General features: G+C 61.7%; 9 protein-coding genes. 5 read left to right on the top strand and 4 right to left on the bottom strand.

Features of this window, described 5'->3' with window-relative positions:
- Nucleotides 1-18 precede the first annotated feature (18 nt).
- Both J5M73_RS10295 and J5M73_RS10290 read left to right on the top strand, forming a co-directional pair.
- Nucleotides 19-1,740 carry an acyl-CoA dehydrogenase family protein gene (locus tag J5M73_RS10295; protein WP_102862746.1) on the top strand — a complete coding sequence of 574 codons (1,722 nt, stop codon included), beginning with the start codon at nt 19-21 and terminating at the stop codon, nt 1,738-1,740.
- A 34-nt stretch (nt 1,741-1,774) separates the two neighbouring features.
- Nucleotides 1,775-2,962: a CaiB/BaiF CoA-transferase family protein gene (locus tag J5M73_RS10290; protein ID WP_102862747.1), complete on the top strand. Its 1,188-nt coding sequence runs from the start codon at nt 1,775-1,777 to the stop codon at nt 2,960-2,962.
- Nucleotides 2,963-2,971: 9 nt separating this feature from the next.
- Here the strand turns inward: J5M73_RS10290 and J5M73_RS10285 are convergent, their stop codons facing one another.
- From J5M73_RS10285 to glnA, 3 genes are all read right to left on the bottom strand, one after another.
- Nucleotides 2,972-3,319: a hypothetical protein gene (locus J5M73_RS10285; protein WP_243433754.1), complete on the bottom strand. Its 348-nt coding sequence runs from the start codon at nt 3,317-3,319 to the stop codon at nt 2,972-2,974.
- A 78-nt stretch (nt 3,320-3,397) separates the two neighbouring features.
- Nucleotides 3,398-3,952, bottom strand: coding sequence for a chorismate mutase (locus tag J5M73_RS10280; RefSeq protein ID WP_102862748.1), 555 nt, complete (start codon nt 3,950-3,952; stop codon nt 3,398-3,400).
- A 136-nt stretch (nt 3,953-4,088) separates the two neighbouring features.
- Nucleotides 4,089-5,495: a glutamate--ammonia ligase gene (gene glnA / locus J5M73_RS10275; protein WP_016965623.1), complete on the bottom strand. Its 1,407-nt coding sequence runs from the start codon at nt 5,493-5,495 to the stop codon at nt 4,089-4,091.
- Nucleotides 5,496-5,826: 331 nt separating this feature from the next.
- Here glnA and thiI point away from each other — a divergent pair, with 331 nt between their 5' ends.
- Together thiI and typA are read left to right on the top strand one after the other, a co-directional pair.
- The gene (gene thiI, locus J5M73_RS10270) at nt 5,827-7,281 is read left to right on the top strand and encodes a tRNA uracil 4-sulfurtransferase ThiI (RefSeq protein WP_102862749.1); all 1,455 of its coding nucleotides are present in this window, start codon (nt 5,827-5,829) and stop codon (nt 7,279-7,281) included.
- A gap of 139 nt (nt 7,282-7,420) precedes the next feature.
- A complete protein-coding gene (typA, locus tag J5M73_RS10265; RefSeq protein WP_025130242.1) occupies nt 7,421-9,241 on the top strand; it encodes a translational GTPase TypA in 1,821 nt (606 codons plus the stop codon).
- A 257-nt stretch (nt 9,242-9,498) separates the two neighbouring features.
- Here typA and J5M73_RS10260 read toward each other — a convergent pair whose 3' ends face one another.
- Nucleotides 9,499-9,942, bottom strand: coding sequence for a YkgJ family cysteine cluster protein (locus J5M73_RS10260; protein WP_180988553.1), 444 nt, complete (start codon nt 9,940-9,942; stop codon nt 9,499-9,501).
- A gap of 266 nt (nt 9,943-10,208) precedes the next feature.
- Here J5M73_RS10260 and J5M73_RS10255 point away from each other — a divergent pair, with 266 nt between their 5' ends.
- Complete coding sequence (locus J5M73_RS10255; protein WP_102862751.1) at nt 10,209-12,659, top strand: glycogen/starch/alpha-glucan phosphorylase; 2,451 nt, start codon at nt 10,209-10,211, stop codon at nt 12,657-12,659.
- The last annotated feature ends 19 nt before the right edge of the window (nt 12,660-12,678 follow it).

Here is a 12,678-nt window from a genome sequence, read left to right as displayed (position 1 = left end):
AAAATCAGGAGACGCGCCATGACCGCCGAGCCCCGCCCTATTGAAGACCGCCTGAACATCCCTGATAGCCGTGGCCTCAACCTGTTTGACTGCGACGCCGGCCTGGGCGCATTGCTCAAGGTCTACCTGCCGCCGGAGGTCTATCAGCAGTGGCTGCCGACCTTGCAGCGCCTGGGGGCCCGGGCCGGTGGCGAGCTCGATGTCTTGGCCCTGTCCGCCGACAAGCACCCGCCGGTATTGCAGCCCCGCACCCGCCGCGGCGAGAACCTGCAGAGCATTGCCAAGCATCCGGACTACATCGCCCTGGAGCGGGTGGCTTACGCCGAGCTGGGCCTGGCCTCCATGAGCCATCGCCCTGACGGCCCGCTGCCACTGGTCAAGTACGCCCTGACCTATCTGTTCGTCCAGGCCGAGTTCGGCCTGTGCTGCCCGGTGAGCATGACCGACTCCCTAGCCCGCACCCTGCGCAAGTTCGGCACGCCTGAGCTGGTGCAGCGTTATCTGCCGCGACTGCAGTCCCAGGATTTCGACGAGTTGTTCCAGGGGGCGATGTTCATGACCGAGCAGGCCGCTGGCTCCGATGTTTCGCGCACCGAAACCCGCGCCCGGCTGGAAGACGGCCAATGGCGGTTGTACGGCGAGAAATGGTTCTGTTCCAACCCGGATGCCGACCTGGCCATGGTCCTGGCGCGCCCGGAACAGGCGCCCGCGGGCATGGCCGGGGTCACCCTGTTCCTGCTGCCGAAAGTCCTGGCCGACGGTTCGCGCAACCAGTACCGGATCCAGCGCCTGAAGGACAAGCTGGGCAGTCGCTCCATGGCCAGTGGCGAGATCACCCTGGAAGGCGCCAGCGCCTACCTGATCGGTAAGGTCGGCCGCGGCTTCCAGCAGATGGCCGACATGGTCAACATGTCGCGGCTGTCCAACGGCGTGCGGGCAGCGGGGCTGATGCGCCGCGGGGTCAACGAAGCGCTGTTCATCGCCCGCCAGCGCCGGGCCTTCGGCAAGCATCTGATCGAGATGCCGCTGATGCAGCGGCAGTTGCTGAAGATGATGCTGCCCACCGAGCAGGCGCGCTCGATGTTCATGCAGATCGCCAGTTTGCTGCCTCGGGCTGATCGCGGTGACGAGGCGGCGCGTAAATGTGTGCGGATTCTTACGCCACTGATCAAGTTCCGCGCCTGCCGCGACGCTCGGCGGGTCACCGGCGATGCCATGGAGGTGCGAGGTGGGGTTGGCTACATCGAGGAGTGGAGCGATGCCCGGCTGGTGCGCGACGCCCATCTGGGTTCGATCTGGGAGGGCACCAGCAATATCGTCGCCCTGGACATTGCCCGGGCGGTGACCCGTGAGCAGGCGCTGGAAGCCTTGCAAGGTTATCTGGCGGCACTGCTGGCCGAGGCCGATCTGCCGGACGCCAGCCGCAGGCTGTTCGATTCGGCGCTGCTGCGCACGGTCACAGGCTTCCATACGGTGGCGCAGCAACGCCGGGATGAGCAGGTGCGTCAGTTCGGCAGCGTGCTGTATCACCTGACCAGCGCGATTTTCATGGCCTGGGAAGCTGTGCGTCAGGCTCCGGATTATCGACGCCTGGGCCTGGCTCATCTGGTGCTGGCGCACAAGGTGCTGCCACGGGACCCCTTGAGCCTGGAGTCGGCTATCGATGCCGAGCTGCTGGCGCGCCTGGCCAATGAGAGCCCGCTGTCACAAGCCGAGGCCATGCAACTGCTGCCGGCCTGATTGGCCGGCCCTTTCCGATGTGCGGAGTATCTGGATGAACCTTGCTCAAGGGGCCCTGGCGGGCCTGAAAGTCATTGATCTGAGCCGCGTGCTGGGCGGTCCCTACTGTACCCAGGCCCTGGCCGACCACGGCGCCGAAGTCATCAAGCTGGAGCCTTTGAGTGGCGATGAAACCCGGGGTTGGGGGCCACCGTTCGAAGGCGATGACGCCTCATACTTTCGCGGCATCAACCGTAACAAGCGGGGGATTGCCGTCGACCTGTCGCGCACCGAGGGCCTGGCCCTGCTGATGCAATTGCTGGAAGGCGCCGATGTGTTGGTGGAGAACTTCAAGCCCGGCACCCTGCAACGCTGGGGCATCGGTTTTCAGGAGGTGCTGAGCCCGCGTTTCCCGAGGTTGATTCATTGCGCGATCTCTGGCTTTGGCGCCGATGGTCCCTTGGGCGGCTTACCCGGCTATGACGCGGTGATCCAGGCCATGGCCGGCTTGATGAGTGTCAACGGCGAAGGCGAGGGCGGGCCACTGCGCATCGGCTTGCCGATCGTCGATATGGTCACTGGCCTGAATGCGTTGGCGGGGATTCTCCTGGCCCTCAACGAGCGTCAGCGCAGCGGCCTTGGGCAGTCCCTGGATATTTCCCTGTATGACTGCGGCGTCTCCCTGCTGCACCCCCATCTGCCGAACTATTTCGCTTCCGGCAAGCCCCCGAAGCGCACGGGAAATGCCCATCCCAACATCGCCCCTTACGACAGCTATCGCACTGCCGGCGAACCGATTTTCCTCGCGGTTGGCAATGATCGACAGTTCGCCACGCTATGCCTGGAACTGGGGGCCAGCGAGTTGCTGGAAGACCCGCGCTTTGCCGATAACGGCCAGCGCTCGGTCAATCGCCAAGCCTTGAAACAGGCTTTGGAGCGGCATCTGGTTGCCCACGATGGGGCCTCGCTGGCACCGCGGCTGATTGGCTTGGGAGTGCCTTGTGGTTCGATTGCTACGGTGGATCAGGTGGTGACTCATCCCCATGCCCGGCATCGCGGTCTGCTGGTGGAACTCGATGGTTACCGCGGCATAGGTTCGCCGGTGAAGCTGTCGCGAACCCCGGCTAGCTATCGGACGGTTCCGCCGGCCCTGGGCCAGGATACCCGTGCGGTACTGCAGGGGCTGGGGCTGGATGAGCCGACTATCGCCAAGCTGCTGGCCAGCGGGGTGGTGCGCGGTTGAGGTTTGCACTCAGCGGCGATGGGCTCGCAGTAGGGTGAAGGTGATGCTCGGACTCTGTTGCAGCACCTTCGCGCCGTCGAGGACCTGCACGGCCAGACGATGTTGGCCGCGGTCAATATTCACCAGCGGCAACTCGGGGCCCCGGCTCGGGGCGCCATACGCCTGATCGTCCAGCAGCAGGCGCAGGTGATGCTGCGGCTGCAAGTCCGGCACCAGCGCCACCTGCACCTTGAAGCTGCCGTTGTTGGCCCGCAGCGCGCCGTGCTCTGGCACGCCCTGCAACTGCAGTTGGGCGTAAGGTTCTGCGCTGGCGGGCAGCGCCGTTATCCACAGCAGGCAAAAAGCTGCGACGCGCATCACGGTGATTCCAGCCCTTTACAGGTTCGCGGTTGAAAGGCTCAGCATAGGGCGGCGCGAGGCTGGACGCGGGCGCGGTTAACCTTTGAACACACATAACTCAGCGGTGGCGCGGACCATTGCCAGCCGCTGCAGCGGGTCGCGGCTGGCGGCCTGATTGGCCTGGGCCAGCCATTGCGGGCATTGGCGATCGCCGGCATGGGGGCTGAAGTCGGCCAGTTGCTGCAGCAGACGTTTTTGTAACTGATCGAGTTGTGGTCGGATCTGTCCGGCCAGGTCCTGGCGCGGGGTGTCTGGCGCCCGGCCTTGCAGGTGCCAGCTGGACAGCCTGGCGTACTGCACCAGTTTGTTGGCTTCGATCTGGGCGGCGAAGAACTGCCCAACCCTTTCCTCGCTCAGGTGATAGGTGGCGGCCTGGGCCGTGGCGCCGGCAATCACCTGCTGTTCCCGAGGACGGTCCTCGACAGCCTTGTGGCTGTCCCATTTGCTCAGGGCCACCTGATCGGCAATGGCCAGGCGTTCGCCGATGCTGCCGAGCAACGGGGCGAGAGCGGCGGGGGCTTCGGTGGCGCAGGCGGCTGTGGTGAGCAGGCTGCAGGTCAGGGCGAGGCACAAGTTGAGGCGCGAAGTCATGGGCGGGCTCGGCAGATAAGAGAAGGGCGGCGCCCATGATGCACGCAACCACCCCGGGCAGGGCAAATGCGCGGGCATAAAAAAGGCCTCCCGAAGGAGGCCTCTCGATCACGCGGCTTGCGCCGGCGCTACCGGATCAGCAGCTGTAGTACAGCTCGTATTCCAGTGGGTGCACGAAGGTACGGACCTTGATCTCTTCTTCGCTTTTCAGGGCGATGTAAGCGTCGATGAAGTCGTCGCTGAAAACGCCGCCTTTGGTCAGGAACGCACGACCTTTGTCCAGCTCTTCCAGGGCTTCCTTCAGGCTGCCGCAAACTTGTGGGATCTCTTTGGCCTCTTCAGGCGGCAGGTCGTACAGGTTTTTGTCAGCGGCGTCGCCAGGGTGGATCTTGTTCTGGATACCGTCCAGGCCGGCCATCAGCAGAGCAGCGAAGGCCAGGTATGGGTTGGCAGCCGGGTCCGGGAAACGGGCTTCGATACGGCGGGCTTTAGGGCTCGACACGTAAGGAATACGGATCGAAGCGGAACGGTTGCGTGCCGAGTAGGCCAGCATGACCGGGGCTTCGAAGCCTGGAACCAGACGCTTGTAGGAGTTGGTGGCCGGGTTGGTGAAGCCGTTCAGGGCCTTACCGTGCTTGATGATGCCGCCGATGAAGTACAGAGCGGTGTCGGACAGGCCGGCATAGCCTTCGCCAGCGAAGGTGTTCTTGCCGTCTTTCCAGATCGACATGTGCACGTGCATGCCCGAGCCGTTGTCGCCGTACAGTGGCTTAGGCATGAAGGTGGCAGTACGACCGTAGGCGTCGGCCACGTTGTGCACGACGTATTTCAGGGTCTGGGTTTCGTCGGCCTTCTTCACCAGGGTGTTGAACTTGACGCCGATTTCGTTCTGGCCGGCAGTCGCCACTTCGTGGTGGTGAACTTCGACGGTCAGGCCCATTTCTTCCAGTGCGTTGCACATGGAGGTACGGATTTCGTGGTCGTGGTCGAACGGTGGAACCGGGAAGTAGCCGCCTTTGACGCCTGGACGGTGGCCCTTGTTGCCGCCTTCGATGTCCTGGTCGGACATCCAGGAACCTTGTTCGGAGTAGATCTTGAACATGGAACCGGAGATGTCGGACTTGAATTTCACTTGGTCGAAGATGAAGAACTCTGGCTCTGGACCGGCGAATACGGTGTCGCCGATGCCGGTGGCTTTCAGGTGCTCTTCGGCGCGCTTGGCAATGGCGCGTGGGTCGCGGTCGTAACCTTGCATGCTCGAAGGTTCGATGATGTCGCAGACCAGGATCAGGGTCGGTTCTTCGGTGAACGGGTCCAGCACGGCGGTTTCGTCGTCCGGCATCAGGATCATGTCGGAGGCTTCGATGCCTTTCCAGCCAGCGATGGAGGAACCGTCGAACATCTTGCCGGATTCGAAGAAGTCTTCATCCAGCGCATCACGGGCCGGCATGGTCACGTGATGTTGAGTGCCCTTGGTGTCAGTGAAGCGCAGATCAATCCATTTGACGTCATGATCTTTGATGAGTTGAACCGACTTCGACATAGTGTCCTCCGGGTGGCTTCGGGCTTGGTGTTGGAGTGCCCTTAGAATGTGGGTGATGCCGGCGCGAATACTCTGCCATGGCAACCTGCCTCACAAGGGAGCAAATTGCATGCCAGTGCCCCGAGATGGGTTTTCTGCCCCAAAATCACGCTTTGTGCGGCGGATTTGGCGTAATGCCGGCATTTGGCGCACTGCAATGTAGCGTCTTCTTTGATAAATGACCCGTTTTGGTGCACCTAAAACCTTCTGCACATTAATTGGTTAAACCTTGAGCAATTTCCGCTATAATCCGCGCCCCCCTTTTTCGGCTGGCCCAGCGCGCGCAGTTTTCATGAAACTAATCGTTAAAGTTTTCCCGGAAATCACCATCAAGAGCCGCCCGGTACGGATGCGTTTCATCCGTCAGTTGGCCAAGAACATCCGTGCCGTGCTCCGCGATCTGGACCCGGCCGTGGTGGTCAATGGTGTGTGGGACAACCTCGAGCTGGAAACCGCCCTCAGCGAGCCCAAGGCCCTGAAGGAGCTGACCGAGCGCCTGAGTTGCATGCCCGGCATCGCGCATTTCCTGCAGGTTGACGAGTACCCGCTGGGCGACTTCGACGACATCGTTGCCAAGTGCAAGCAGCACTTCGGCGAGGCCTTGCCCGGGAAGATTTTCTCGGTGCGCTGCAAGCGTGCCGGCAAGCATGAATTCAGCTCCATGGACGTGGAAAAGTACGTCGGCAGCCAGCTGCGTCGGCAGTGCGGCGCCGCCGGCATTTCCCTCAAAGAGCCGGAAATCGAAGTGCGGATGGAAATTCGCGACCAACGGTTGTTCGTGATCCACAGCCAGCACAACAGTATCGGTGGCTACCCGCTGGGCGCCCTGGAACAGACCCTGGTGCTGATGTCCGGCGGCTTCGACTCCACGGTCGCCGCTTATCAGGTCATGCGCCGTGGCCTGATGAGCCACTTCTGCTTCTTCAATCTGGGCGGCCGTGCCCACGAACTGGGCGTGATGGAAGTCGCGCACTATATATGGAAGAAGTACGGCAGCTCCCAGCGGGTGCTGTTCGTCAGCGTGCCGTTCGAGGAAGTGCTCGGGGAAATTCTCGGCAAAGTCGACAACAGTCATATGGGCGTCATTTTGAAGCGTATGATGTTGCGTGCCGCCTCAAGCATCGCCGACCGTCTGCACATCGACGCGCTGGTGACCGGCGAGGCGATTTCCCAGGTGTCCAGCCAGACGTTGCCCAACCTGTCGGTGATCGACTGCGTGACCGAGAAGCTGGTGCTGCGCCCGCTGATCGCCAGCCACAAGCAGGACATCATCGACCTGGCCGAAGAGATCGGCACTGCCGACTTCGCCAAGCACATGCCGGAGTACTGCGGGGTCATCTCGGTGAACCCCAAGACCCATGCCAAGCGCCATCGCGTCGAGCATGAAGAGAAAGAATTCGATATGGCGGTGCTCGAGCGTGCGATCGAGCGGGCCAAGCTGGTGCCGATCGATCGGGTGATCGACGAGTTGGGCCAGGATTTGCAGATTGAAGAAGTCAGTGAGGCGCTGGCCGGTCAGATCGTCATCGACATCCGTCACCCGGATGCCCAGGAAGACGACCCGCTGGAGCTTGCTGGCATCGAAGTACAAGCGCTGCCGTTCTATGCATTGAACGCCCGCTTCAAGGAACTGGACCCTACGCGCCAGTACCTGCTGTATTGCGACAAAGGCGTCATGAGTCGCCTGCATGCTCACCATCTGCTCAGTGAGGGACATGCCAATGTGCGCGTTTATAGACCGAGCTAAGTGCCCGGGGATGTTCGCCTGTGGCTTGCGTCACCGGCCCCCCGACGCCGCCGTCCAGCTGTAACGGCCAGGCCTGACTCTATTGTTAATCGCTGCCAGCATTTGTCAGCACACCGAATCCTCTGATCGAGATACACAAGTGATCGAAAATCTACGCAACATCGCCATCATTGCCCACGTTGACCATGGTAAGACCACCCTGGTAGACAAACTCCTGCGTCAATCCGGCACCCTGGAGCGCAACGAGCTCAACGACGAGCGCGTGATGGACTCCAACGACCAGGAAAAAGAACGCGGTATTACCATCCTGGCGAAAAACACCGCCATCAACTGGAACGGCTACCACATCAACATCGTGGACACCCCGGGCCACGCCGACTTCGGCGGCGAAGTTGAGCGCGTAATGTCCATGGTCGACTCCGTACTGCTGCTGGTCGACGCTCAAGACGGCCCGATGCCGCAAACCCGTTTCGTGACCAAGAAGGCGTTCGAAGCCGGCCTGCGTCCAATCGTGGTGATCAACAAGGTTGACCGTCCGGGCGCGCGTCCTGACTGGGTTCTGGACCAGATCTTCGACCTGTTCGACAACCTGGGTGCCACCGAAGAACAGCTGGACTTCAAAGTCGTCTATGCCTCGGCCCTGAACGGCATTGCCGGTCTGGACCACACCGAAATGGCTGAAGACATGACCCCGCTGTACCAGTCGATCGTCGACAACGTGCCAGCGCCAAGCGTTGACCGTGACGGTCCGTTCCAGATGCAGGTTTCCGCTCTGGACTACAACAGCTTCCTGGGTGTGATCGGCGTTGGCCGTATCGCTCGCGGTCGCGTCAAGCCCAACACCCCGGTTGTGGCCATCGACGTCAACGGCAAGCGCCGTAACGGTCGTATCCTCAAGCTGATGGGTCACCACGGCCTGCACCGTGTAGACGTTGAAGAAGCCGCTGCTGGCGACATCGTTTGCATCAGCGGTTTCGACGAGCTGTTCATCTCCGACACCCTGTGCGATCCGACTGTTGTCGAAGCAATGAAGCCACTGAGCGTCGACGAGCCAACCGTTTCCATGACCTTCCAGGTCAACGACTCGCCATTCTGCGGTAAAGAAGGCAAGTTCGTGACCAGCCGTAACATCAAGGAACGTCTGGACAAAGAGCTGCTGTACAACGTTGCTCTGCGCGTTGAAGAAGGCGACTCGGCTGACAAGTTCAAGGTCTCCGGCCGTGGTGAGCTGCACCTGTCGGTACTGATCGAAACCATGCGTCGCGAAGGCTTCGAGATGGGCGTTGGCCGTCCTGAAGTGATCATCCGTGAAGTGGATGGCGTGAAGCAGGAACCGTTCGAAAACGTCACCATCGACATCCCTGAAGAATCCCAGGGCAAGGTCATGGAAGAAATGGGCCTGCGTAAGGGCGACCTGAGCAACATGGTTCCGGATGGCAAGGGCCGTGTACGCCTGGAATACAACATTCCAGCCCGTGGTCTGATCGGTTTCCGTAACCAGTTCCTGACCCTGACCAACGGCGCAGGCATCCTGACCTCGATCTTCGATCGCTACGCTCCGATGAAGTCCGGCCACATGTCCGGCCGTCAGAACGGCGTCCTGGTATCGGTAGAAACCGGCAAGGCCCTGACCTACTCCCTGGAAACCCTGCAGGCGCGCGGCAAGCTGTTCGTCGAGCACGGCCAGGAAATCTACAACGGTCAGATCGTCGGTCTGAACAGCCGTGACAACGACCTGGGCGTCAACCCTACCAAGGGCAAGAAGCTCGACAACATGCGTGCTTCGGGTAAAGACGAAACCATCGCCCTGGTTCCACCTGTTCGCTTCACCCTGGAACAGGCTCTGGAATTCATCCAGGACGACGAGCTGTGTGAAGTGACTCCTAAGTCCATCCGTCTTCGCAAGAAGATCCTGGACGAAGGCGAGCGTACCCGCGCTGCCAAGAAAGCCAAGAACTGAGTCTTTAGTTCCGGCTGAATGAAAACGCCCCCGGTCGCGAGACCGGGGGCGTTTTTTTATGCCTGGAGAAAACCTGTTCATGTAGCCGCTGCCGAGCAGCGCGAGGCTGCGACCGGCTGCAAAGCAGCCGCAAGACGGCCATTGCAGCCGTTCAGGCATTACGCGCCACTTGGATTTACGGCCGCTGCGCAGCCGGTCGCAGCCTCGCAAGCTCGGCAGCGGCTACAGCAGTGGTAGTAGCGGTGAGGCGCGGCGGCTCAGAAACGTTCCAGGGTTCGACTGCTGGTATTGGTCGGGCGCTCCTGGGGCTTGGGCTTGTAGGCGCAGTAGCCCGGGCGCGGGCCGATCTTCGGGTGGTTGCGGCAGGTGTCCGGGCGCTTGTCATAAATGGTGCACAGGCGGCTTTTACGATCCAGATACAGGCAGTCGTTGTTGCTCATGCGCTGCAAGGTGAAGATTTCCGACTTCTGGTTGTAGCGCTCGACGATGCCTTCTTTCTGCAGGCGCTTGGCAATGTTCTTCGCCGGTTCGCCGCGCTCGAATTCGTCGACGATACCAATGCGGATCAGGTCCTTGATCTTCACTTCCACCGGCAGGGTGCAGCAGCTGGACATGCAGGAACCGCACATGGGCGCGGAGTATTTGGCCCAGGTATCGAGACGGTCGATTTCCGCGGCAGCGATCAGGTTGGACTTCATCAAGGTGGTTTTTCCGGCATGTTCCAGGGCGCGCGATCATACCGGGACTGGTGGATTTTTGAACGACTTTAGGTCGGATTTTTCTTGTCTGCCTTGCGATTAGTCCCTGGCGGCACGGCATCTGCATCTTTTTCCCCCGCAGGCGCGCAAGGCTCTCTCGTGAGTCGAGCCATTTGAGACAGCGCCGAACCAGAGCCTTCGCTCCGTGTCAGACCGACTAGGCTCAGACCATTCCATGCTCACTGTGTATCTCGTCAGAGGTCGTATCGATGACTCAGGAATCCCTTGTTCGTGACGCTGAGGTGGCCGCCTTTCGCGAAGCCGTCTTGACCAAACTCACCTACGCGGTTGGCAAAGACCCGGATCACGCCTTCGACCACGACTGGTTCGAGGCCATTGCCCTGGCGGCACGGGACCATATGGTCGATCACTGGATGGATCACACGCGACAGATGTACCGCAAGGGTCAGAAGCGGGTGTATTACCTGTCCCTGGAGTTCCTGATCGGTCGCTTGCTGTTTGACAGCCTGAGCAATCTTGGCCTGCTGGACGTGGCCCGCGAGGCCCTCACCGATCTGGGGGTGGACCTGGAACGCATCCGCCTGCTGGAGCCCGATGCGGCCCTGGGCAATGGTGGCCTGGGGCGCCTGGCGGCGTGTTTCATGGAGAGCATGTCGACCCTGGGCCTGGCCGGTCACGGCTACGGTATCCGTTACGAGCACGGCCTGTTCCGCCAGGCGATTGTCGACGGCTGGCAGCAGGAGCAGACCGAACACTGGCTGGATTTCGGCAATCCTTGGGAGTTCGAGCGCCCCGAGGTGATCTACTCCATCGGCTTTGGCGGCAGCGTCGACAGCGTGACCGACGAAGCGGGCAACATTCGCCAGGTCTGGCGGCCGGCGGAGATCGTCAGGGCGGTGGCCTACGACACTCCAGTGGTGGGCTGGCGTGGGGCCAGCGTCAACACCTTGCGTCTGTGGCGGGCCCGGGCCATGGAGGATTTGCACCTGGAGCGTTTCAACGCCGGTGACCACCTGGGGGCGGTGGCGGAAGTGGCCCGGGCCGAGAGCATCTCCCGGGTGCTGTACCCGGCCGACAGCACCGAGGCGGGCCAGGAACTGCGTCTGCGCCAGGAGTACTTTTTCGTCTCGGCGTCGTTGCAGGATTTGCTGCGGCGCCACAAGAACATGCACGACTCGGTGCTCAGCCTCGGCGAGCACGCGGCCATCCAGCTCAATGACACCCACCCGTCGATTGCCGTGGCCGAGCTGATGCGCCAATTGGTGGACCTGCACGGCATCGCCTGGGATGCGGCGTGGCAGATCACCGTGGACACCCTGGCCTACACCAACCACACCCTGTTACCCGAGGCCCTGGAAACCTGGCCGGTGGGCCTGATGGAACGCATGCTGCCGCGGCACATGCAGATCATCTATCTGATCAACGCCCAGCACATCGACTCATTGCGGGCCAAGGGCCTGCATGATTTCGACGTGCTGCGGGCCGTGTCGCTGATCGAGGAAGACAACGGCCGCCGGGTGCGCATGGGCAACCTGGCGTTCCTCGGCTCCCACAGCGTCAATGGCGTGTCCGGCCTGCACACCCAGTTGATGCGCAGCACGGTGTTCTCCGAGCTGCACAAACTGTACCCGGAGCGGATCAACAACAAGACCAACGGCATCACCTTCCGCCGCTGGCTGTATCAGGCCAACCCGCAACTGACCGAAATGCTGGTGGACGTCCTGGGCCCCGAGCTGCTGGACAATCCCGAGGCGCTGCTACTGGGGCTGGAACCCTTCGCCGAGAAAGCCGCCTTTCGCAAGCAGTTCGCCGAACAGCGGCTGCACAGCAAGCGCGCTTTGGCGGCGATCATCCATGAGCGCCTGGGCATCGCGGTCAACCCGGCGGCGCTGTTCGATGTGCAGGTCAAGCGTATTCACGAGTACAAGCGCCAGTTGCTCAACCTGCTGCATACCGTGGCGCTGTACCAGGCGATCCGCGCCGAGCCGGAAACCGATTGGGTGCCCCGGGTGAAGATCTTTGCCGGCAAGGCGGCCGCCAGTTATCACCAGGCCAAGCTGATCATCAAATTGACCAACGACATCGCCCGTACGGTGAACAGCGACCCGACTGTACGTGGCTTGCTCAAAGTGGTGTTCCTGCCCAACTACAACGTCAGCCTGGCGGAAAGCATCATTCCCGCCGCCGACCTGTCGGAGCAGATCTCCACCGCCGGCTTCGAGGCTTCGGGCACCAGCAACATGAAGTTCGGCCTCAACGGCGCCCTGACCATCGGCACCCTGGATGGTGCCAACGTCGAAATGTGCGAGCAGGTGGGCGCCGAACACATGTTCATCTTCGGTCTCAGCGCCCAGCAGGTGGAGGCGCGCAAGCGCAATGGCGAATTCAGCGCGGTGCCGGATATCGCCGCCTCCCATCGGCTCAGCGATGTGCTGCAGGCGATTCGTGGCGGGGTGTTCTCCCCGGATGATCCGTCGCGTTACACCGCGCTGATCGATTCGCTGATCGACTACGACCGGTTCCTGGTCTGCGCCGATTTCGATGCCTACTGGAGTGCCCAGGCTCGGGTCGAGGAGCGTTGGCACGACGCCAAGGAATGGTGGCGTTCGGCGGTGCTCAACACGGCGCGCATGGGCTGGTTTTCTTCGGACCGGACCATTCGTGAATACGCCACGCAGATCTGGAAGGCGCTGGAGTGAGGCGTTTGGGAGAATTCTC

Source organism: Pseudomonas sp. 50_B, assembly GCF_017491625.1.
GTDB classification, from domain to species: Bacteria; Pseudomonadota; Gammaproteobacteria; order Pseudomonadales; family Pseudomonadaceae; genus Aquipseudomonas; species Aquipseudomonas danubii.
This window is presented reverse-complemented; position numbering and strand designations above follow the sequence as displayed.